General features: G+C 64.4%; 16 protein-coding genes. 12 read left to right on the forward strand and 4 right to left on the reverse strand.

Going from position 1 to position 23,708, the window contains the following annotated elements:
- Positions 1–149 precede the first annotated feature (149 nt).
- From BN996_RS14815 to BN996_RS14830, 4 genes are all read left to right on the forward strand, one after another.
- Positions 150–1,535: an ABC transporter substrate-binding protein gene (locus BN996_RS14815; RefSeq protein ID WP_089780346.1), complete on the forward strand. Its 1,386-nt coding sequence runs from the start codon at positions 150–152 to the stop codon at positions 1,533–1,535.
- A gap of 63 nt (positions 1,536–1,598) precedes the next feature.
- A complete protein-coding gene (locus tag BN996_RS14820) occupies positions 1,599–2,474 on the forward strand; it encodes a carbohydrate ABC transporter permease (protein WP_052367789.1) in 876 nt (291 codons plus the stop codon).
- A complete protein-coding gene (locus BN996_RS14825; RefSeq protein ID WP_042662769.1) occupies positions 2,467–3,342 on the forward strand; it encodes a carbohydrate ABC transporter permease in 876 nt (291 codons plus the stop codon). The genes BN996_RS14820 and BN996_RS14825 overlap by 8 nt, the downstream gene beginning before the upstream one ends.
- A complete protein-coding gene (locus BN996_RS14830; RefSeq protein WP_089780348.1) occupies positions 3,339–4,064 on the forward strand; it encodes a YesL family protein in 726 nt (241 codons plus the stop codon). The genes BN996_RS14825 and BN996_RS14830 overlap by 4 nt, the downstream gene beginning before the upstream one ends.
- Positions 4,065–4,073: 9 nt before the next feature.
- Here BN996_RS14830 and BN996_RS14835 read toward each other — a convergent pair whose 3' ends face one another.
- Both BN996_RS14835 and BN996_RS14840 read right to left on the reverse strand, forming a co-directional pair.
- The gene (locus BN996_RS14835; protein ID WP_089780350.1) at positions 4,074–5,402 is read right to left on the reverse strand and encodes a glycosyl hydrolase; all 1,329 of its coding nucleotides are present in this window, start codon (positions 5,400–5,402) and stop codon (positions 4,074–4,076) included.
- A gap of 78 nt (positions 5,403–5,480) precedes the next feature.
- Positions 5,481–7,016, reverse strand: a complete 1,536-nt coding sequence (locus BN996_RS14840) for an alpha-N-arabinofuranosidase (RefSeq protein ID WP_089780352.1) — start codon at positions 7,014–7,016, stop codon at positions 5,481–5,483.
- Between the two features lie 2,364 nt (positions 7,017–9,380).
- Between BN996_RS14840 and BN996_RS14845 the strand changes: the two genes are divergently transcribed.
- Positions 9,381–10,685, forward strand: a complete 1,305-nt coding sequence (locus BN996_RS14845; RefSeq protein ID WP_089780354.1) for an acetamidase/formamidase family protein — start codon at positions 9,381–9,383, stop codon at positions 10,683–10,685.
- Here BN996_RS14845 and BN996_RS14850 read toward each other — a convergent pair whose 3' ends face one another.
- Positions 10,686–10,946 (reverse strand): ubiquitin-like small modifier protein 1, encoded by a 261-nt coding sequence (locus BN996_RS14850; protein ID WP_042662773.1) that lies wholly within the window; start codon positions 10,944–10,946, stop codon positions 10,686–10,688.
- A gap of 879 nt (positions 10,947–11,825) precedes the next feature.
- On the opposite strand from BN996_RS14850, the gene BN996_RS14855 reads away from it, so the two are divergent.
- The 6 genes from BN996_RS14855 to BN996_RS14880 all read left to right on the forward strand — a co-directional run bounded on the left by BN996_RS14855 (position 11,826) and on the right by BN996_RS14880 (position 20,451).
- On the forward strand, positions 11,826–12,527 hold the full coding sequence (locus BN996_RS14855) for a polyprenol monophosphomannose synthase (protein ID WP_089780356.1): 702 nt from the start codon (positions 11,826–11,828) through the stop codon (positions 12,525–12,527).
- Positions 12,524–13,645 carry a glycosyltransferase family 4 protein gene (locus BN996_RS14860; RefSeq protein ID WP_193310963.1) on the forward strand — a complete coding sequence of 374 codons (1,122 nt, stop codon included), beginning with the start codon at positions 12,524–12,526 and terminating at the stop codon, positions 13,643–13,645. The genes BN996_RS14855 and BN996_RS14860 overlap by 4 nt, the downstream gene beginning before the upstream one ends.
- A complete protein-coding gene (locus BN996_RS14865) occupies positions 13,642–16,365 on the forward strand; it encodes a GtrA family protein (RefSeq protein WP_089780358.1) in 2,724 nt (907 codons plus the stop codon). Before BN996_RS14860 ends, BN996_RS14865 begins: the two co-directional genes overlap by 4 nt.
- Positions 16,362–17,714, forward strand: coding sequence for a sulfatase (locus BN996_RS14870; protein ID WP_042662776.1), 1,353 nt, complete (start codon positions 16,362–16,364; stop codon positions 17,712–17,714). Before BN996_RS14865 ends, BN996_RS14870 begins: the two co-directional genes overlap by 4 nt.
- 450 nt (positions 17,715–18,164) lie before the next feature.
- Entirely contained in the window at positions 18,165–18,968 is an 804-nt protein-coding gene (locus BN996_RS14875) for an inositol monophosphatase family protein (protein ID WP_089780360.1), read from the forward strand.
- A 685-nt stretch (positions 18,969–19,653) separates the two neighbouring features.
- Positions 19,654–20,451 (forward strand): IclR family transcriptional regulator, encoded by a 798-nt coding sequence (locus BN996_RS14880; RefSeq protein ID WP_089780362.1) that lies wholly within the window; start codon positions 19,654–19,656, stop codon positions 20,449–20,451.
- A gap of 51 nt (positions 20,452–20,502) precedes the next feature.
- On the opposite strand, the gene BN996_RS14885 is transcribed toward BN996_RS14880, so the two are convergent.
- Positions 20,503–22,170: an aldehyde ferredoxin oxidoreductase family protein gene (locus BN996_RS14885; RefSeq protein WP_089780365.1), complete on the reverse strand. Its 1,668-nt coding sequence runs from the start codon at positions 22,168–22,170 to the stop codon at positions 20,503–20,505.
- A 158-nt stretch (positions 22,171–22,328) separates the two neighbouring features.
- On the opposite strand from BN996_RS14885, the gene BN996_RS14890 reads away from it, so the two are divergent.
- Complete coding sequence (locus tag BN996_RS14890; protein ID WP_089780367.1) at positions 22,329–23,708, forward strand: aspartate aminotransferase family protein; 1,380 nt, start codon at positions 22,329–22,331, stop codon at positions 23,706–23,708.

Here is a 23,708-nt window from a genome sequence, read left to right on the forward strand (position 1 = left end):
AATCAATCGGGAGCAGAATGTGTTCTGAGCTCCGTCCGCTCCCGTACGTCCGCGGCGGACTACCGACGGGGACGAGTCCGACCACATCTACCGGCAGTATTAGTCACGGAAAATAGTTTAATCCATACCCCTACACGTAGGTACGACACATGGTTCGAGAAGCCTTCACTAGTAGCACCCGTCGAAAGTTTATCAAGTCGGCAGGAGTCACAGGGACCGTCGCACTCGCAGGCTGCGCCGGTAACGGCGACAACGGCGACGGCAGTGGCAGTGACGGCGATAGCAGCGGCGGCGATAACACCGACGGCGGCAGTTCCGGCGACACGAGAAGCGAATCCTACGAGATCACGTTCTGGGAACTGTTCAGCGGTGGCGAAGGGCCGATCATGGAGAGCATCGTCAACAAGTTCAACGAGGAACAGCCGCTCGACACCGACGCGGAGGTGACCATCAATCGGCAACGAACACCGTGGAACGAGTACTACAACAAGCTGTTCACCGCGCTCTCGGGAGGGCAAGCGCCCGACATGGCGGTCATGCACGCGGCGTATCTTCGAGCGTGGGACGGCGGTATCGACGCGATGGGAACCTACACCGACACGGCCTCCATCGAGAGCGATTACACCGCGAGCCACTGGGACCTCGTCACGGTCGACGGCAACGTCAACGCGCTGCCGATGGACATGCACCCCATCGGCGTGTACTACAACAAAGACCTATTCGAGCAGGCCGGACTGGACCCGGAGAGCCCGCCGACGAACTGGTCTGAGTTCCAGCAAGCGGGCAACGCAGTCGCCGAGAACACCGACGCGGCGGCGTTCACCCAGTCGCCGTACAACGACGGGTTCGGGTCGTTCCGGACGTGGAGCACGTGGGTCAAACAGCAGGGTGGGAACCTCTACGACGACGAGTGGAACCCGACTTTCGACAACGAGGCCGGCACGAACATCGCCCAACTGTTCTCAGACATGACCGGCGACATGGGCTGGGCCCCCGCCACGAGCGAGGACACGTGGGGGAACAACGCGTTCCAGAACGGGACGTGCGCGATGGCGATGAACGGAACGTGGTACGTCGCGGCACTCTCCGGTGTCGAGGACCTCAACTGGGGCTTCTTCGAGCCGACCGTCGGACCGAACAAACAGCAGGATAAGGTCTGGGCCGACGGCCACTCCATCGTCCTCCCGAAGAAGGAGGGCCGGAGCGACGCTAAGTCGGAGATCGCCGCCGAGGTCGCCCACTGGATGACCACGCAGAACCCCTCGTGGGGTGCCGAGGCCGGTCACCTGCCCGCCGCGAACAGCATCTACGAGTCCGACGCCTTCCAGAACAGCCCGTACTACGACAAGACGCTCAACAAGTACGTCGAGATGGCCGAGAACGGCGACTACTTCTACCACCCGAAGGTCCCGAACGGCGACCCGAACGCGCAGAACTGGTACACCTGGCTCGTCGACATCTGGGCGCACAACACCGACCCGCAGTCGGGTATTCAGTCCGGCATCGAGACGGTCTCCAACGGCATCTCGGAGTAAGTACACATGGGGATAGCAGAACGCATCACGGGAGGTGAGACCGCGGCGAACAGCAAGACAATCATGGGCTTCCGCAAGGAGACCATCGAGGGTGCCCTCTGGTCGCTTCCGTACCTCGCCGTATTCACGGTGTTCCTCGTCTGGCCCGCGGTGAGAGGCCTCTACATGAGCCTCCACACCTACCCGAACAAGTTCGACCTCACACAGACGGAGTGGGTCGGCCTCCAGAACTACGTCGAACTGTTTCAGGACCCGGTGTTCTACAACGCCATGGAGGGAACGCTCCTCTTCGTCGCCGTCTCGGTCCCGGCGCTCGTACTCCTCGGACTGGTGATGGCGCTCGGCGTGAACCGAGACGTCGCCGGTAAGCGGACGCTCCGTGCCATCTACTTCAGCCCGTACGTTCTGACCGTCGCGGTCGTGGCGCTGGTCTGGGGACAGGTGTACTCCCAGAGCTACGGGCTCATCAACTACTACCTCGGCTTCGTCATGGAGAACCCGCCGGGGTGGCTCACCTCGTCTGACCTCGTGATGGCGTCGCTCGCGTTCATGACGGTGTGGTGGCTCGTCGGCTTCAACTTCGTCATCTTCCTCGCCGCCCGGCAGAGCATCCCCGAACGGCTCTACGAGGCCGCCCGGCTCGACGGCGCGACCGGCTGGCGCGCGTTCAAGGACATCACGCTCCCGCAGATGCGAAACTCGGTCGTGTTCGTCGTCATGGTCCAGTTCATCCTCCAGTTCCAGGTGTTCGCACAGCCCTACATCATGACGCAGGGCGGCCCGAGCGACTCCTCGGACACGCTGGTCTACTACCTCTACCGGAGCGCGTTCTCCCAACAGCAGTTCGGCTACGGCGCGGCAATGGGGTACGTGCTGGTCGCCATCCTCATCCTCATCGCAATCGTGAACTTCAAAGTAATCGGTGATTCAAATGACTGAAACGACGCAATCGCGCTCGGTCAGCTCCTACCTGACCGAGGACGCCGTTCGAAACGCCCTGTTGCACGTGTTCCTCTACGGGCTCGCGTTCCTCATGTCGGTCCCGTACCTGTACACGCTTTCACGGTCGTTCCAGCCGAACGAGCTGTTGCGCGACCCGCAGCCCTACTGGATTCCGCCGCTCGTGGGAGAACCCATCACGCTCGAACACTACCAGTACCTGCTGAACAACACGCTCGTCGTGGAGTGGACCATCAACACGTTCATCATCGCCGGCGGGGCGACGATTCTCATCGTGGTCATCGACTCGATGATCGCGTTCTCGCTCACCCGGCTGGACTGGCCCGGACAGGGCGTCATCATGGGGATAATCCTCGCGAGCTTCATGGTCCCGTACTACATGAACATCGTCCCGCTGTACCAGATCGTCTCGGACCTCGGGCTGATTAACTCCTACTGGGGCGTGATCATGCCGGCGGCCGCCAGCCCGCTCGGCGTGTTCCTCCTGTATCAGTTCTTCAGAGACATCCCGGTCGAGTACGAGGAGGCGGCCAGACTCGACGGGTTCACCACCTTCCAAGTGTACACGCGCATCATCCTGCCGCTCGCGAAGCCGATTCTCTCGGCGCTGGCGCTGTTCATGTTCGTCTACAACTGGAACGCGTTCCTCTGGCCCCTGCTCGTGCTGTCGAACGAGACGGCCTACACGCTCCCAATCGGGCTCGTGAACCTCTATCAGGGGAACATCGACACGCCCGGTCTCCACATGGCCGTCGCGATTCTGGGGTCCCTGCCGCTGTTCATCATCTACCTCATCTTCCAGGGACAGATCGTGCGCGCGGTGCAGATGCAGGGCGCGACGGGATGACTACGAGTGACGGCGACGCCGCGGACCCCACCGTCGGCGTTCATCGCGCGCTCGCGACCGCGGCCCGGCAGGTATACCGCCACCCCCTGCCGATGGTGGCGATCAGCGTCGGGTGGGTCCTCGCGTCCCTCCCGCTCGTCACCATCGGGCCGGCGACGCTGGGCGCGTACGGTGCGGTTCGGTCCGTCCGAGAGAACGGTCGGGTCGACCGCGAGGCGGTCAGGGAGACGCTTGCAGCCCACTGGCTTGATTCGGTCCTGTTCAGCGGGCTGCTGGTCGTGTTCCCGGCCATCGCCGTCCTCTATCTGGGACAGTACGCGGCGACGAGCGACCCCCTTTCGGGCGTCTTCGGTGCGGTCGGCTTCTACCTGGCGTATCACGCCTGGGTCGTCTTCGCCTTGGCGTTCGTCTCGCTCGCCGACGGCGCGGACGCGGTCGACGCCGTCACGGGAGGATACCGGTGGTCGGTCGAGAACCCGGTCGCGACCGTGCTCGTCGGTATCGTCACCGGGACGCTCTTGCTCGCGAGTGCGGTGCTGACGATTGCGCTTCCGCTCGTGTTCCCCGCGCTCGCGGCCGCGTTCCACACGGAACTGGTCGCCTCGACGGACGACTCGTCAGACGGCGAGGAGACGGACGCGACCGAAGCGACCGTCTCGAAGGAGCGTCCTATCGCCGGAGACGGCCGAAAAAACGACGTTTCGACGACGTCCGGGCGGTAAACGCCCCCGTCAGTCGTTCAACCGTAACGAGGCCACTCCGTAGTTAATCTCACACAGCTCCGCGTCGGCCGCGGTCGACGTCAGTTGAAGCAGTTCGTCGCCGTGCCGGGAGGGAAGCAGCGGCGTCGTCCAACCGACGAACGCCCGGCCGCCGAGTTCGCTCTCCGTCTCGAACGACAGCGGGGCGTCGACCGCCTCCCAGTCGCCGCTCCCGTCGAGGTTCGAGTTCGCGAGCACGACCTCACCGTTCCCCTCGGCGAGGTCTCGGTTCCCGTCGACGAGCTGTTTTCCAGACACGAGTATCGTTCCGTCTTTGCCGCCGGCCCGCGTCCACGTCACGTACGGACCGTTGATGAACCGCCGACCGTCGGCCGTCGAGACGAGGGTCCCCACGTCGGTCGGGTCGCCCCAGTCGCGGCCGTCCGGCGAGGTCTTGACGTGGACCTCGCCGTACAGGTAGTCCGGCCCGATGACCTCGTAGCTCATCATGTACGTGCCGTTGGGGAGCGGGGTGACGGTCGGCATCCCCGGGCGCGTCGTCTCGTCCGGGACGGCCGCGACCAACTGCTCGTCGCCCCACGTCTGGCCGCCGTCCGCAGAGGCCTTGTACGCGACAAGCTGATTGTAGTCGTCGTCGCTCCCCATCCGTTCGTCGGCGAAGTAACAGACGAGGTTCCCGTCGTCGTCGAGCCCCAGTTCCGGCTCCCAGACGGGGCTGTTCCCGTCGTAGGGGACGGCCTTGCCGCCCGTGACGACGGTGCTCACGAACTCCCAGGACTCCCCGCAGTCGGTGCTGGCGTACAGGTCGATGCTCGTCTCGCCGAGTTTGCCGATCTCGCCCTCGGGGACGTCTTCGGGGTCGTCGAGTATCGGGATGGAGTTCCCGGCGGCGAGGACCGTCCCGGCCGGCCACGAACCGACCGCGTGCGGGAGTTCGAACAGCGTCGGCTGGTACCGAAGTCCCCAGTCCTTCCCGCTCGTGTCGTGAATCTCGGAGAACTTCGACCAACTCTCCCCTCCGTCGGTGCTCCGGTAGACGGGGAAGTACGGCTCCGACCCGCCGCTCATCGACGGGTAGTACTCGAAGGTCGCGAGCAGTTGCTTCTCGCCGCCAGTTCCCGACCCGTGTTTCAGTCGCGTGACTCGGGGATACAGCGCGCCGGGCGCAGGCGCGCCCGACGGGGGCGAGTACAGCGTTCCTTCGACGTCTGTCTGTTCGTCGTCGCGCCCGCGGCCCGCGATAACGCCCGTGGACCCGACCGCTGTGGCCCCGACGGCGCCGACCGCGGCGAGGTACTTCCGGCGGCTGTGCTGGCGGCTGGAATCGCGTTCGTTCATGACGCTGTTATGCGTTCACACGATACGATAATAACTGTATCCCCGCTGTCAGCTCGAAAAAGAACGACGACGGCTCCGTTACTCCGTCAGCGTCAGGCCGACGACGGACGCCGGGGGCGCGTCGAACGTGACGGTTCCGTCGCCTTCGTCGGTGACGTCCAGAGGGCTGGCTTCGAACGATTCCGCGTTCTCCTTCGTAGAGTACTCGCGGATGTCGTTGCCCTCGAACAGGACGGTGGCCGTGGACACCGAGTACGACGACGACCCGACGTCGACGGTGAGCGACTCCGGTTCGTCGTGACGGCGGTTCGAGGCCGTGACGAACAGTTCTCCGTCGCCCTCAGAGGCCGACGCCGAGACCATCGGAACGTCGTGGTCCTCGCCCTCGATAGTGCGATTTTCCGTGTCGACGCTCGTTTCGAGCGCCGTCTGGCCGATGTGGTTCTCGTAGAGGTCGAAGACGTGATACGTCGGCGTGCGCCACGCGGCCTCTTCGTCGGTCTGGACGAGACACTGCAGGACGTTGACCAACTGTGCGATGTTCGCCATCGAGACGACGTCGGCCCGCGCGTGGATGAGGTCGAGGACGCCCGCGGTCGTCAGCGCGTCCCGAACTGTGTTCTCCTGCTCCAGTCCGTTGTCGCTCCGCGCCTCGGGGTGCCACACGCCCCACTCGTCGACGATGATTCCGATTTCGCCCTCCGGAACGTACTGCGAGATGGTCTCGGCCGCTCGGTCGATGTCCCCGCCGACCTTCTGTGCGCGCGCGAAAATCTTGTAGTACTGCTCGTCGGTGAAATCGGTGTCTCCGCCCGCCTGATAGTAGCGGTGGACGGAGAAGTGGTCCATCAGGTTGAACGGCGACCCCATGCCGAGGAACGACCCCGGACCGTACTCCATGCCGCCGTTGAGGCTGTCGAAGAAGACCTCGTTCCAGTCGTCCGTGAGGTGTCCGCAGGCGATGAACTCGGTGGACTCCTCGTTCATCAGCTTATCGAAGCCGTTGAAGTAGTTCGCGAACCGGCGGTACTCGTCGGCGTACTCGTCCGGCGCGAACCGACCGCCACAGCCCCAGTTCTCGTTCCCGATGCCCCAGTACTTCACCCCGTACGGCTCCTCCTGTCCGTTCTCTCGCCGCCTGTCGGCGAGTTCCGTGTCGCCGCCGTAGTTGCAGTACTCGATCCAGTCGAGCGCCTCCTGCGGCGTCGACGACCCGACGTTGACCGCGATGTACGGGTCCGTATCGAGGAGTTGGCAGAGGCGAAGGAACTCGTCGGTCCCGAACTCGTTGGACTCTTCCGGGACGTTTTCGCGCCCCTGCGTCCACCACAGGTTTCGGCGGCGGGGGCGCTCGTCGCGCGGGCCGATACCGTCTTCCCAATGGTAGTCGTCGGCGAAACAGCCCCCCGGCCAGCGGAGCACCGGCATATTCAGTCCGCGGAGCAGCGACACGGTGTCCATTCGGAGGCCGTCTTCGGTCTCGACCCTGTCGTCATCACCGACCCAGAGGCCACCGTAGATACACCGCCCGAGGTGTTCGGCGAAGTGACCGTAGATGTTCTTCGAGATGTAATCTATCGGCTCGTGGCTGCTAACGCGTACTTCACTCTGCATACATTTTCACATTAGTAGCCGGTTAAATAACTATTGTGCCTTGTGTTCAGTGTACACGAGTCAGACCTGACACCGCGCAGTTTCGCGGCGAACGGATGAAACGCTCGCGAGTCAGACCACGGTAAGCACGCCTTGCGGCAGTCTCGACACCCCGACGGACGGGTCACGAGTCCAGACGCGGAGGTCATCTCCACACCGGACGACATGTGTAGTCGACCAGACACCGGTCCGAGACACGACCACGAGACGAATCCGCACCGTCGGAACGAGAAGACGGCCGAGCCGGACGTACGTCGCCCCCGGTCTGGACGTGATGCGCTACAGACGATAGTCCGTGACGGAGAGTCCAAACTGTCCCAAGTACGGCGATACGGTAAGAAGCCACGACTAGTAAATCCGTCGCCGACACGACCATTCTGCTCTCGATTAAATTCCCTATGTCAGAACCGGACTACACCATCCTACGACGTAGGATTACAGACTTATATGTGTAATTATCATCGGTCCACCAACGGATATTCTACGAAGATGGAGTTTTCAGTCGATGTCACGACAATCGAGATACTGTTCCGTCATACTGAACAGTCGCCGATGGTCGACGGAACGAGCAGTCAGACTGAGTTCGACAGCGTTGATGCAACTGTGATTCCATTCGAGGCGTTCCCGTCGTCGGCATCTCGTCGGCGTCCGCGAACCACCTTCAGTATACCAAAACTCCGTCAGGCCTCCAGCCCCTCACCGTCCCGTCCGAGGCGATTGCTCGATACTCCCATCGGTCGCATCAGGTAGCCACCATCTCTGTACTTCCACACCGATTTCGACAGTCTCAACCGATTCTGGGAACCGTCGTCGCCTCGGAATCGTGATTTGCGATACGCACCCGTTATTCGAAGCGTCGTCGATCGGTTGGGTCCGCGTTTCCCCGCGTCGAAACCGTTGAACACTGCGAGGAACAGTAGACGGAACCGATGTGTCGGCTCAGATGCCACGGCGATTGGTAGGCGGGGGTTCTATCATCGAGAACAATATCGCGTCTGGGGAAAACGGAACGGAACTACTATCGCGAGAGCTCGGTCGGAGTTCGACTGGTTCACGACTGGGTAGCTTTCAATCGACATCGGGGAGCGCTAACCCGACTCCGAGACTCGTGACTGAGGCCGTCGTCGATCGAGAGCAAAAGATGAGTAGCGGTGGTGTGCTGAACTCGACGTGATGCTGTCAGGCGTTCATGAGTTTCGGGACAGACCTACTCGTCGCGTACTGACACGTCGAGATATGACTGACACGCTGGCTCACGTTGGTCGGTTACGCAGTCGACCACGTACACCTAAGACTGGCCCCCATATTATTTTTTCCCCCGCCATTTTTCAGCGGGAGTACGATAAACCGGCGCGTAATCACGATAACCGCCGGTGAGTTCACGTGGTTACCGACAGTTTGGGTGCGTTCTCATCGAGACGATACCGCGACCGAGATGTAGTGACCTGCATTTCTGAGGAACGCTCGTCCGCTACAGAGAACCGAGCGTTCTATCTGCGTCTAGCACGCTGGCAGACCGAAAACGAGTAGAGAACGGCAACTCCGGGTTCTGCGATACCGTCGCGAAGACGAGCGAGCGAGCCTGTATACTCCGACTGCCGTGTTTCCACAATACCTGCGACACACCGATTCTCACTGAAAGTCAGACTCGTTCGAGATGGATATTGCGGTATACGGTTCATCGAACTTTCGGGCCTCCCCCGACTGCGACTGAGACAGCCGATATCGAACGCGAACAGGCTGAAGGCGTAGGTCCACCGTAGTATACCAAAACGGTAGTACCGTCACCGGACAGAGAGACGTTCGCCCGAGCATCGGGTAGATACAGGACGAGAGCGCCGACACGGCAGTGTCAGACAGTACTGAGTCACGATACGGTCCACGAGCGAACCGTAGGGTTGAGTCTTCGGCCCACGAACCGGGGCCGAAACCCACCAAAGTAGTTCTCCACAGATTGATCCGAGTCTAGATATGCGATTTTCGCGAGCGTCAACGATTATGTTGAATTTCTTATTTGAACACTAGTGTCGTTGTCTGTATTAGACAATGAGGTTAAGCTCTCCGTCGCCGGTTACTCCCACACCACACATAAATCACATTCTGCTATATCAAATCGGTGTCGTGAGACAGAAGCGTTTTGCAATCGAATACCGAGAGAGAGTGACCGTCACACCCGCGTTTCACGGTGAATTCCGCCGAACACCGAGAGTCTCACGTCCCGAAATGGCCGTCCACAGCAAGTCGGTACCGGTAAGCGAATTCGAGCGAGACGCGGGCTTCCGCATACACAATAGCTAACACACGACAGGTCGAAGGTCACAACTGATGTCTGAAAAGCCTGCTGAGACACTCGAGGTAGACGAGTTCACGCTCGGACTCGTCGGGCCCGAACAGGAGTGGGCGGGAACGGTCCGCGACGGCGGGACGGTCAAGACGCACACGCCCGCCGGCTGTTGGGGACCGATGATCACTCCGTCGTTCCGCGGCGGACACGAGGTCACGCGACCGATTCGAGTCGAAAACGCCGAACCGGGCGACGCGCTCGTCGTCCGAATCAAGGACGTCGAGGTGACGAGCGTCGCGACGAGCACCGGGAGCATGGCGGAGCGAGCGGACGCGTTTGGTGACGACCCGTTCGTCGACCACCGCTGTCCCGAGTGCGGGACGCCGTGGCCCGAGACCGTCGTCGAAGGGACGGGAGAGGAGTCGATTCGCTGTGCGGAGTGCGGCGCCAACGCGTCGTCGTTCGGGTTCGAGTACGGTTACACCGTCGTCTTCGACGACGACCGAACCGTCGGCATCACCGTCGGCGCGGACGGTGCTCACCAGTTAGCCGAGCGCGCCGACGAGGCGATGGCGCTCCCCGAGAACTCGCGGCAACACCCGATTTTGCTGTACGAACCCGACGAGATGCCCGGAGCGCTCGGGCGTCTCCGCCCGTTTATCGGCAACATCGGGACGACGCCGGCCGTCGAACTCCCCGACTCGCACAACGCGGGGGACTTCGGGCAGTTCCTCATCGGTGCCGAACACGACTGGGGACTCCCGGACGAAGCGGCGCTCGAAGCCCGGACCGACGGCCACCTCGACTCGAACGAGGTGCGGCCCGGGGCGGTGCTCATCTGCCCCGTTCGGGTCGACGGTGCCGGGCTGTACGTCGGCGACCTCCACGCAAATCAGGGTGACGGCGAACTCTCGCTCCACACGACGGACGTGAGCGGGCGGACCGAACTCGAAGTGGAGGTCATCAAGGGCCTCGACCTGCCGGGACCGTTGTTGCTCCCGAACGAAGAAGACCTCCCGCACATCGCGAAACCCTACACCGACGCCGAGCGTGCCGCCGGCACTGCGCTCGCAGACGAGTACGACGTCGGGACGCTCCACGACGCCCTGCCGCTCCAGGTCATCGGGTCGGGGGCGACCATCAACGAGGCGACGGAAAACGCGTTCGCGAGGGCGAGTTCGCTGTTCGGTATCAGCGAGGGAGAGGTCCGCTCTCGGTGCACGTTCACCGGCGGCGTCGAAATCGCTCGCCTGCCGGGGGTCGTCCAGTTGTCGATGTTGGTCCCGGTCGAACTCCTCGACGAGGTCGGCCTCGCGGAGACCGTCCGCGAGCAGTACGGGGCGTAGTCAGCCGCCCCGCATCGCCGGGAACAGTTTCACCGTCTCTCCGTCCGGTACCGCGTCGTCCAACGAGACGGGACGGTCTCCGATCATCACCCGGACGCTCGGACGGACGTCGCCTTCGTCGTCGCAGAGATGCGTTTCCGCGTTGGGATAGCGGGCGACGAACGCGTCGAGCAGGTCGCGAACCGTCTCGCCGCTCGGGGCCACGTCGGCCGTCTTTCCGCCTGCTGCGGACCGAAGCGGCCCGAAAACGGTTATCTGCATACGGATTGCAGGGAGTCAACGCACAAATTACTACGGGTCCAGATACGTGGACTGAACTGGCCGTCCGACTACTCCCAGAATCCGATAATTGCCCATCGAACGCGGTTGTGGGCGTTCTGAGTGCGACTCGACGGCCTTCGTGTTCCGCATACGAGTGTTGAACCACCGGAATCGGGTCGCGTGATTGGAGCGAAGTGACGTGGAGTGGCCGACTACAGGGACGCGCAACGTAGTCGCTGTCGTAGTGACGGCGGGCCACGGCGTCCGTCAGAGTCTCACGTTGTTTTTGGACGTTTTTACTACGTATAAATGGTAGATTAATCGGTCAGCAGACGTGAGTTACGTCGGCGATTTCGCATCGATGGCACGGCTGCGACGAGAGGTTCGGGGAGGCAAATCGCGGGTCAGACACCCGTGCCGTCTACAGGACGCGACTGTTTTCGCGAGGCGTGGACAGCTATTCGAAGAGCCCGCATACCTGCGGTGAGTTTCGCGGACGCGCGAGGGGAGGGCGAACGCCCCGCCGAGCGTCGACGGGGCGCGTCGCGTACCGGTGTGCAGACCAGACAGGGCGTCCGTCGCCCCGACGACTCGCGGAGAACGCGTCTCTCCGGACGGCACGTACGCGTTCGCGTGTAATTCAGGGAACCGACTTCGTCACGCGCGCAAAAAATACTGTAAAGATTATAAATAAATTTAGAATAAACTTCTAGAATATAACCGTTGTGGAGAGAGTATATGTCATCTCAACCCATATTATCATGGTAACGCATAGCACCCATGAGTCAGCCCGAACCACACTACAGAGAGGTATCTTTCGGTACCCATACGGCCGCTCACTCGGCCGTACGGGAGGAGGCGACGCCCGCCACCCCACGAGTGTCTGTCATCATTCCGACGTACAACGAAGCGGAGAACATCCTGCAGGCGATCGACCGCTGTCTCGACGCCCTCGCCGACCACCCCTCCGAGATCATCGTCGTCGACGACGACTCCCCGGACGGGACGTGGCGACTCGTCGAACGGCGGTACGACGCGACTGACCACGTTCGCGTCCTCCGGCGCGAGGGAGCGCGCGGGCTGGCAACCGCTGTCGCCTACGGATTCGCTCACGCCACCGCCGACTGCTGTGCGGTCATCGACGCGGACTTACAGCACCCGCCCGAGTTGCTGCCCGTCCTCGTCGACACGGTCGCCAACGACGTTGACATCGCCATCGCCAGTCGGTACGTCTCCCGCGGCGGCGTCGCCGCCTGGCCGTGGCACCGCCGGGTCGTCAGTTACGGCGCGACGGTTCTCGCTCGGCTCTGTATCCCGTCGGCGAGAGGCGTCGCAGACCCGCTCAGCGGCTACTTCGTCGTCCGCCGCGACCTGCTCCGGGAGGCGACGCTCAGCCCGACCGGGTACAAGATCCTCTTAGAACTGCTCACGCGCTGTGACGGGGCGCAGGTCCGGGAGGTCCCGTACGTCTTCGTGGACCGGCGAAACGGCGACTCGAAGCTCTCGTCTCGGGAGTACCTCGAATATCTGCTGCACCTCGCGAAGCTTTCGTACCACAGTCACCGGCGGGTTCGCGCATGACCGACTTTCCACCCGTCCCGTTCGGTGACGACCGCGGCGCGTCGCGCGCGGCACCCCCCGCCCAACCCGCTACCGCGACCGCCACCGATATGCGCGTTGCGCTCTGTCCGCACCTCTCGCTCGAACACTACCGCGGCGGCGAGAAGTGGACCGCCGCCCTCGCGAACCGACTCGTCGCCGACGGCGTGAACGTCGCCGTCCACGCGCTCCCGTACGCGCCCGGGAACACGCGCCGCGTCGCCGTCAGAGACGTTCTCGACGCGGCCGTCCCGTACCGCGAGGCGTGGCGACACGACCTCTCGGCGTACGATACCGCGTACGTGTTCTACGCGCCGCTTTCCGAACTGTTCTTCACCGGAGCGAGTCGGACCATCGCCGGCATTCACTCGTGGGTCTACGTCTCGCCGCGGCTGTTCGAATCGCACTACGGACCGGTTCCGACGGTCGTGAAGGCGCTCTACCGAACCATCGGTGCGACCGACATCAGACGGTACACCGCCGTCCACACCGTGACGCCCGCGTTCAGGTCGCCGCACCCGAACACGGTGTACATCCCCAACTTCGTCGACACAGACCGCTTCTATCCCGGGCGGGTCCCGCTCGACGACGAGTTCACCGTGCTCGTTACCGCCGCGCGCATCCGCGAGAAGGGATGGGACACGGTGCGAGCGGTCGCCCGTCGCCTCCCGCCGAACGTTCGGTTACTGGCGACCGGAACGGGGAGTGACCCGCACGTCACGGACCTCGGGTTCCTTACGGAAGACGAACTCGCGGACGCGTACGCCCGAGCGCACGTCGTCCTCCACGCGGCCCGCGTCGACACCGACAGCATGGTGATAAACGAGGCGTGCGCCTCCGGAACGCCGGTCGTCACCACGTCGCTGCCGACCCACGACGTCGAAAACGAGGCGGTTCTCCACCGGGACACGCCGGACGAGATACTCGGCGCGATAGCGATGCTGTACGACGAGTGGGAACGCGGCGACGGCTACGACGAGCGGTGTCGCGTCTCGCGCCGCGAGGGCGAGACGCACGGGTTCGACGTCGTCTACCCGCAACTCAAGCGGTTACTGCTCGGGCAGACGGTCCCGGCGTCTCGCCCGGAGGTCGTCGGATGAGCGGCGACCAATCGGTCGCCGACCGACTCCGTTCGCTCCCGCTCACCGGGCGTAACAGGCGGTTCGTCCAGTACCTCATCGTCGGCCTCGTCGGTATCAGTATCAACGAGGGGTTACTGTTCCTCGTGAGCGGCATCGGCGGCCTCTCGTACGTGATCGGGGGCACGGTCGGTCGGGTAGTGAGCACGTTCGTCAACTTCGTCATCAACGACCGCTGGACGTGGCGGTCCTACGGGGGCATCGGACACCGGCCGTGGGCGTGGCGGGCGACGAAGTACGGGATGACGCGGCTCGTCGGTATCGCCATCGGCGTCGTCGCGCTCGTCGCGTTCGTCGAACTCCTCGGACTGCACTACCTCGTGGCCAACGTCGCCGCTATCGGCGTCGGCGCGCTCTGGGGCTTCACCGCCAGCGACCGATTCGTCTGGCAGGCGAGTCGAGAGGGCGCGGTCGCGGGCGACCTCGATTGGCCCGCGGTGCAGGAGCGACTGGCGAAGGTCGACAGACCGACGTGGTCCGTCGTGGCCGTCTCGGCCGGGGTGTTCGTCGTGTTCAGCCTCCTCACGGTCCAACTCTACCGGGGTTACTGGACGACGGGGTCCGACTTCGGCTCGTACGTCCACATGCTCTCGACGACCCTCGATGGACAGGGATTTCTCATCCACGGGAAGTACCGCGTGAGTCACCCGGAGGGCTCCTACTGGGGTGCGCACTTCTCGTTGACGCTCCTGTTATTCCTCCCGCTTTTCGCGGTCGTTCGGTCGCCGATGACGCTCCTCGTCGCGAAGTCGTTCCTCCTCGCGTCCAGCGTGCTGGCCCTCTGGTTCGTCGCCCGAACGCACATCCGGAGCGACCGCCTCGCCGGGGCGGTCGTCCTCTCGTACGCGCTCAACCCGTTCCTCTGGTCGGCGTGGCTGTTCGACTTCCAGGAGCAGTCGCTGCTCCCGGTTCTCATCTTCGGCGCGTACTACGCGTACGCCCGCCGCCGATACGTCGCGTTCTTGGGCCTTCTCGCGCTCGTACTCCTCACGAACGAGTTCGTCATCTTCATCGTCATCGGCGCGCTCTCCGGCCTCGTCGTCGCGGCGTACCGCGGCGGCCGACTCGACGACGAGCGCTGGGTGCTCCTCGCCGGCTTCCTGTTCGTCCTGTTCGCGCAGGTGCTCTCCGGGGCGGTCATGGACCGATTCAGCCTCTACGGCGGTATCCCGATGGCGTCCATCGCCGGCCCGCTCAAGCCGTACGTCGGTCCGCGGGTGGGCGTCGGCGAGCTACTCGCGCTCGGCGTGCGCGACCCGACGCTCATCGTCAGCGCGCTCGGCGTGAACCTCTCCGACAAGCTGCTCTACTTCGTCGTCTTTCTCGTCCCCGTCGTCTTCCTCTCGCTGAACGACGAGGTGTCGGTCGGTGCGCTCGCCCCGTACCTCCTGTTTTCGTGGTTCTTCGCGGGGCGGTCGATTTACTACATGTTCGGCGCGCACTACCCGCTTTACCTCCTCCCGTTTCTCTACGTCGGAGCCGTCCGCGTCGTGGGCCGGAGCGCGATTTCGATACCGTCTCAGGAGCTCCTGTTTCGGTTGCTGGCGACCGTCATCGCCATCAACATCGTCACGGGAGCCGTCGTCGGGTTCGACCTGAACGTCGTCCCGGTACCGACGCAGAACGAACACACTGAGACGCTCGAACGCGCCATCGACGGCATTCCGGCCGACGCGTCGTTGCTCACGCAGAACGATATCTACCCCCACGTCGCGATGCGGCCGAACGCGACCTACGTCGTTCGACCCGATATGTTCCACCAGTACCAACTGGAGTACGGGGCTATCACGCCGGAGTACGTCCTCTACGATACCCGCCTCACCGGCCGGCCGTACGACTGGTCGCGGGCCGTTCAAGCGGCGTTCGGCGACCGCCTCGGAACCGAGTACGGTCTCTATCAGTACCAAGACGGCATCTACGTCTACAAACGGGGCTACAGCGGGCGGATTGCTCTCATCGACGACGACTACGAGTTCGACGAGCGGTTCGACGCCGGCGAGTTCGAACTCAGTCAGGAGAACGCGCGAGTCGTCGGTGACGACATCGTCGGCAGCGGGGCGGGCGAGGGCAACCTCTGGTTCGGTCCCTATATCGAACTCCCGCCGGGGAACTACACCGCGACCTACCGCGTGAACGTCGAGAGCACCGGCGACGACCCCGTGTTGCGACTGAACGTCGGCGCGGGCCACAACAGCCGGGTCGTCGCCGAGCGGACCGTCGGCGCGACCGACGGTTGGGAGAACGTGACGCTCGCGTTCACGCTCGACCGACCCACGACGGGCGTCGAGTTCCGCGGGGCACAGGCGGGCGGCAACGGGACGGTTCGGTTCGACGCCGTCCGCGTCGTGCTCCAGTCGACCGACTACGAAACCGGCGGCCCGGGGAACGGAACGACCGCAGCGGGAAGCGCGGTGCCTCCCGAGCTGTGGATGGAACTGAACTCGGTCCCGGCCGAGGACGACCCGTCCGTCGACGCGAACGAAAGCGACGCCGACGTGAACGCGAACGAAAGCGACGCCGAAACTGACGATACCGGTCCCGCCGAGACAGGCGGGTCCGGCGTGGCTCGACTGGCGGCGTTTCCCGCGGGGCTGACCACCGGTCCGCCACCTGCGTCCCCCGCTCGCCCGTCACGAATCGACAGCGACCGCGCACCGTCCGCCGAGGTATCCGACGAATGAAAACGCTACTCATCACCGTCGACGCGTGGCGCGCCAGCCACGCGTCGTTCATGCCGAACAGCACAGCGTCACGAACGCCGGCCCTGGAGTCGCTCGCCGAGCGCGGCGCGGTCTTCACGCAGGCCGTCAGCCACGGCCCGGCGACGCCGTACGCGTTTCCGGCGCTGTTGACATCGACGTATCCGCTCGATTTCGGGGGGTACGAGCGGATTCGAGAGGACCGGACGCTCCTGAGCGAACGGCTCGCCGACGCCGGATACACCTGTACCGGGATTCACGCGAACCCGTGGCTCGGCGAGAGATACGGCTACGCGCGCGGCTACGAGAGCTACCGCGATGTCGGGGCGTTCAGTTCCCCGACGCTCGATAGCGGCCGGGAGTTCCTTATCAACCGATTCGGCCTCGACCACCCGGTGTACCGGGCGGCACAGTACCTGTTCCGGTTCGGCAGTGCCCCGCTGTACCGCCTTCGCGGCGGGGCCGACGAGGTGTCGCTGGCGCGGCGAGCGCTCGCCGATGCGCCGGCGGACAGTTTCGTCTGGGTCCACCTCCTCGACCCGCACGCTCCCTACACGCCGCCGAAGCGACACCGCGAGGCCGTCGGCGTCCGGTTGGGTCGGTCGTCGGCAACCCAGTTGACGACGCGGGCGCAACACGCCCCGGACAGCCTCAGCGAACGGGAACGCGAGTTGGTTCGCAAACTCTACGACGCCTCGGTCCGGCACGCGGACGAGCGCGTCGGAGCGCTCCTCTCGGAGGTCGGCGACGACGCGCTCGTCGTCGTCACGGCCGACCACGGCGAGGCGCTCTTCGAGCACGGACAGGTCGGTCACGAACCCGCGCTGTACGACGAGTTGGTTCACGTCCCGCTTTTGATTCGCCCGCCCGCGAGCGGAATCGCCGGCCCGCTCGTCGTCGACACGCAGGTCAGACACGTCGACATCGCGCCCACCGTCCTCGATTACGCCGGCGTCGACGCCCCGTCGTCGTTCAGGGGGCGGTCGCTCCGGCCCGCAATCGAGGGGAGGGCGATTCCGGAACGACCGGCCGTGACGGAAGTCGCGTCGACCCGGCAGACGCCCGGTCGCATCGACGAGTCCGCGTTACAGATCGGCGTCAGACTGCCCACGCACAAACTCATTTCGCGGGGAGACGAACTGTACGGGTTCGACCTGCAGGCCGACGCGGGTGAACTCGCCCCGATTCCGAACCCCGAGGGTGCCGACTGGCGGCCGCTGCACCGTCAGCTACGCGAGCGCCGCGACGCCATCGACTTCACCGGGACGGTCGCCGCCGAGCGCGACGCGGCCGTCGAGGAGCGACTCCGCGAACTCGGCTATCTCGACTGACCCGCTCTGTGTCCCGTGGGGTCGCCCGGCGAGCGCGTGGCTCGGCCCGCGTTCGCCCCCATCTCGTGCGAAGACGACGGCCACTCACGGGACCCCACATATTGTGACAATCAACTACCAAACTCATTATTAATAGTAAATTTATGTTGTATATATACCATATGATACTCGAACTGAGTCGTTCTACAGAGTCTGACCAGACGACGTCAGTCGCGGATATCGAGCGTCGAGATTTGACCGAGATACGAGGCGGAACGTCGGCGGCGGGGACGGCATCATTGGCCGGTTGTGCGGGCGAGGCGGTGACGGTGTTCGCCGAGCCCGCACACCCGTACGCGCGGGCGCTTCTGTCGGGCATCCTCAGTCCAGACCCGTCGGCGTCGGCGGCGGAGAGACAGAAGCGCTGTCCGCTGTCCGAGGCTTTTTCTCGCCGCGTAATGCACAGTCGTCATGGACGCAGACCCCCGCGAAGCAGTCGCAGTCGCCGCCGCGGAAGTGGGAGCAGAGCACGCGTCGGCGCGGTTCAGGACCGAACTTGACATCGAACAGAAGGACGACGAAATCGACCTCGTGACCGAGGTCGACCGCGAGACGCAACGGCGGGTCATCGCGGAGATTCGAGAGCGGTTCCCCGACGACGCGGTCGTCGGCGAGGAGGAAGACGAACTGAAGACCGTCCCCGAGTCGGGCTACGCGTGGATTATCGACCCGATAGACGGGACGCAAAACTACACGCGGGGGGCCCGCGAGTGGGTGACGAGCGTCGCCGTCGTCGAAGACCAGACGCCGATTGCGGCGGTGAACGTCTCCCCCGAGACGGGCGACACGTACGTCGCCACGGAGGCGCGAGTCGAGCGGAACGGACGGCCCATCTCGGTCAACGACGAACCGAACACCAGCGCCTTTCTCGTCTCCTCGACGCTTCGGTACCGGGAGGGTGACAGACCGGGAATCGAACGGCTTTCGGGGGACGTCTTCGGGACGTTCGGGGAGATGCGGAAGCTCGGAACGACGCAGCTAACGCTTTCGAGACTCGCCGACGGCTCGATAGACGCCGTCATCGGACTCGACGAGCATCCGAACGCGTGGGACACCGTCGCCGGAGCCTACCTCGTCGAGCGCGCGGGCGGGATAGTAACCGACATTCACGGGAACGGGTGGGGACCGGGGCAGCCCGGCCTCGTCGCGTCCAACGGGCGCGCACACGACGAGGTACTCGACGCGGCGCAGGCGGCGTTCGAGGCGACGCGATAGCGGCGTCAACGCTCCGGCGTCTACGACAACCGCCCGTGGCGGCGTGACCGTGACCAACCGAATTACACAGTTACGCCTGTAATGGGGCGGGAGAGCGAGCGGGCCGAGGACGACAGCGGCGGCAAGAGAGCGACGACAGCAGCGGGACGATGCCGGCCGACCGTGGCGACACCTCAGTTCCGTTATGAATCGGTGCGAAGGGGACGCGCGGTGAATCGACGACGAACGAACACCACGGCGACGGCGCGTCAGCGGACTGGACGGGGGACGAGTCGGGGGGAGTCTCCGGTCGCAGAGGTTACTTAAACGTTCACGCGTCCAAAAATCTAGTCGAAAGCGGTCGTTTCGGGCGCTCGTTCGCCCCTGAAACCCGATTTCGCGCGACTCGGGACAGGCGGCGTTCCTCGCTTCCGAATACGTATATACAGACGAGCCGAGACGCCCGCCGAGGAACGGATAATTCCAATCTCGGTGCTTCGTAATCAGCTTAGAGTCGCGTGTTAACTATTGTCACACTCGGCGATTGCTGATAAATGTTCGACCCTGCGGAACGGTCAGATGGCAGATGAGTCGGGGCGATTCGTTCACAAGCGAGCGCCCAGTTCGAGCGTCGCCGTCGCCGGTCGGCACGACGGCAGCCTCGAACGGAGGTACAGCTTTAACCCCTGACCGTTGACTCCCCTCCATGAATAGACACGACCCGTCCGGCGTGCTCAAGACGACCGCCGCCTCGCTGGCGCTCGTCGATCACATCCTCGAACTGGAGGGGGCGACGATGAGCGAGCTGGTCGAGGCGACGGGCCTCGCGAAGAGCACGGTCCACGCTCACCTCAAGACGCTCGCCGAGTACGGCTACGTCGTGAACGTCGACAACGAGTACCACCTCGGGGCGAAGTTCTGCCACCTCGGCGACTACGTCAGGACGCGCAAGGAGTACTACCGCGTCGCGCAGGAGACCGTCTCGTGGCTCGACAGCGAGTCGTCGATGGACGCGGACTTCGCGGTCGAAGAACACGGTCGCATCGTCTCGTTGTACGGCGACCTCGAATTCGCGAACTCTCCGCGGTTTCTCATCGACGGCAGTCCGTTCCACGTCCACACGACGTGTTCCGGCAAGGCGATTATCGCCGAGTACCCGGAGACGCGGGTGCGGGAAATCATCGACCGGTGGGGGCTTCCGGCGGCGACGGACGACTCCATCACGACCGAGGACGAGCTGTTCGCGGAGCTGGCGACCGTCCGCGAGCGGGGGTACGCCGAGAACAGCGGCGAGGCGGTCGAGGGGTTTTGGGCCATCGGGAAGGCCGTAAAGTCGCCGCGCGGCGAGGTGTACGGGTCGCTGAACCTGAGCGGCCCGGCGTACGTCGTCGACGAGGAGACGCGGGCGACGCAGGTGGAACTGCTCGAACGCGCCGCCGAGCGGTTCGAACAGGGCGTCGCGGAACTGTACCAGACCCAAGCGAGCGAGCCGAACGAAGAGTGAAAACGAGAGGGCGAGAGAGGCGGTGAATCCGTCGGGCGGTACTCGGACGCGTTACGCCGGGACGTTTCCGGACGGAACGACGCCGTCGTCAGTCCAGCCGCGACGCTCGTAGTACGCTTCGAGCGCCGCCTCGAACCCGTCTAACTCGTCGGCGTACGGGAGCGTGTCGTCGCCGCGGTCGAAGCCGCGCTGGTTGTTGAAGTGCCGTTCGAGCGTGACGATGCGGTCGCCGACCGCCAGCAGGTCCTCGAAGTCGGCACCGAACAGCATCTCGTAGCGCTCGGGGGTCATGAAGTCCCGCGAGAACTTGCAGACGATGCCGCTGTCGTTGAGCGCCATCTGGTTTTCCTTCTCGATGAGGCGCTTGGGCTTGCCCTCGAACCCCTCCGGCGGGTAGGCGTCGTCTTTACCCACCAGCGGGTACTCCTGGGAGTAGAACACCGCGTACATGTGGTCCGCGCCGCGGTTGGCGACGGCGTACGACAGGCCCTGTCCGTGGAGGACGCGCCCCTCGTGGGCGGCGAAGTCCATCCCCTTGACCGTCCAGTTCTCCACCCCGAGGTCGTCGTGGACGCGGGCGATTCCCTCCGCGAGGTCGTCGCCGACGCCCTCCCGGAGCGCGATTTTCTCCACGAGGTCGTGGATGAGGTCGGTGTTGCCGAACTCGTCTTCGCTGGCGAGGTAGGCCGCGACGGTGTTGCCGGCCGAGATGGCGTCGAGGCCGTAGCGGTCGCACAGCTCGTTCGACTTCATCACCTCGACGATGTCGTCGACGCCGGAGTTCGACCCGAACGCCATGGTGACTTCGAACTCGGGGCCCTCGGTCTCGACGCCCGCTTCCTCGTCTCTCGTTGGGAGCTTACACGCGAACGCGCAGGCCGAGCAGGTTCCCTTCTTGTACTTCTTCTCCTCGACGGCGTCGCCGTTGATACCCTCCGCGCCCTCGAAGTGGCGCTCGGAGAAGTAGTACGACGGGAGCCCGTCCATCTCGTTTGCGAGGTCCAGCACGGCGACCGTCCCCTGACGCTTCATGATGTGGTCGTCGGTGGCGGCCTCGCGGTGAATCTCCATCTGCGACGACGGAATCTCGATGTCCGGCGCAGAGTCGCCGCCGAAGGTGAGCGCCTTCACGTTCTTCGACCCGAGGACCGCGCCGAGACCGCCGCGGCCGAACGCGCGCTCCTCGCTCGTCATGATAGAGGCGAAGCGCACGAGGTTCTCGCCGGCGGGGCCGACGACCATCGTCCGGTCGGCCTCGATGCCGTGTTCGTCGTCGAGGTACGCGACCGTCTCGGGGACCGTCGCGCCGGCGAGGTCCGGGACGGCCTCGAACTCGACGCCCTCGTCGGTGACGTGGAGGACGACCAGTTCGTCGCTCGTGCCCGTCAGTTCGACCGCCGAGTAGCCCGCGTCCGCGAAGTTCCGCGAGACGAACCCGCCGGCGTTCGACGAGCAGAGGCCGCCGGTCAAAGGCGAGACGCTGGTGCAGTTCGTCCGGCCGGTGAAGCTCATGTTCGACGCCTGCATCGGGCCGGTACTGAAGTAGACCCGGTTGTCCGGGCTGAACGGGTCCACGTCGAAGGGAACGCGCTCGTGGGCGAGTCGGGTGGCCACCCCGCGTCCGCCGACGTAGGATTCGAGAATCCCGTCGATGTCTTCCGTCCGACTCGTCTCGTCTCCCAAGTCGACCGTGAGAAGCGGACCTTTCGAGTGTAACATTGGAAAAAGAAGGAGTTGCCTCGCACAAATCCATTGTGGTTACTGTCGTGTCGCTAACCAAACCACCACGGGAAGCCGGTTCCGAAACCGGATACTGTGTACGTTATCAATAGGAATCGTGGACAAATTATTTATGACTGTTCTACATGGGTGGAGGTATGGTCGCAGGTCCGCCGATTCACGAGTTGCACTTCGACGACGCGCCGAGCGTGGGCGACGTTCCGGGGCCGAAGTCGACGCGACTCCTCGAAAAGCAACAGCGAATCGACAGCAGCGCCGTCTCGTACCCCGAAGACATCCCCATCGCGTTCGAAAGCGGGAAGGGCGCGACGGTGCGCGACGCCGACGGCAACACCTTCATCGACATGTTCGCCGGCATCGGCGTGCTGAACGTCGGGCACTCGAACCCGTACGTCCTCGACGCGGTCCACGAGCAGACGGACAAGTTCGTCCACACCGTCGACTTCCCGACGGAGGCGCGACTCGACCTCATCGAGAAGTTGGACGAAATCGCGCCCGAGGGACTCCGCGGGAACAACCGCGTCGTCTTCGGCGGCCCGACGGGGAGCGACGCCATCGAGGCGTCCATCAAACTCGCCAAGTACAACACCGGGGGGACCGGTCTCGTCGCCTTCCGCGGCGCGTACCACGGCGCGACGAGCGGCGCGATGAGCCTCACCGGCAACAAGAAGTTCAAGGGCGATTACTCGCCGCTCCTCCCCGACGTGGTCCACGCGCCCTACCCGAACACCGTCGAGATGGGCAAGGGACCGCAGGAGGCGGTCGACCACTGTCTCGAAGAGGTCAAGGCCATCTTCGAGGACCCCTACGGCGGCCTCGCCAACCCGGCGGGCATCTTCGTCGAGCCGATTCAGGGCGAAGGCGGCGTCGTCACCCCGCCGAAGGGCTTCCTGAAGGGTCTCCGCGACATCGCCGACGACAACGACGTGCCGCTGGTGTTCGACGAGATTCAGAGCGGCCTCGGGCGCACCGGCGAGTGGTGGGCCAGCGAGTGGTACGGCGTCACGCCGGACGTGATGACCTCGGCGAAGGCGCTCGGCGGGACCGGCTTCCCGCTGTCGGCGACCATCTACCACGAGGACCTCGACACGTGGGGGTCGGGCGACCACGCGGGCACGTACCGCGGCCACGTCGTCGGGATGCGCGCCGGCACCCGCGCCATCGAGTACATCCAGGAACACGACCTCCTCGCGCACGCTCGCGACCTCGGCCAGTACATCCGCGGTCGGCTCTCCGAGGTCGCAGAGGACAACCCCCGAGTCGTGGACGTTCGCGGGAGGGGGCTGTTCATCGCCGCGGAGTTCGTCGACGCCGACGGCAACCCCGACGGCGACGCGGCCGACGCGCTCCAGCAGTACTGCTTCGAGCGCGGCGTGCTGGTGTGGAAGGCCGGCCGGCACGGCAACATCCTGCGTCTGCTTCCGCCGCTCGTGCTCACCCGCGACCTCGCGGAGACGGCGCTCGACGTCATCACCGACGGTATCGAGGCGGTCACGGCCGAGAAACAGCGGCTCTGA

Source organism: Haloferax massiliensis (assembly GCF_001368915.1).
GTDB classification, from domain to species: domain Archaea; phylum Halobacteriota; class Halobacteria; order Halobacteriales; family Haloferacaceae; genus Haloferax; species Haloferax massiliensis.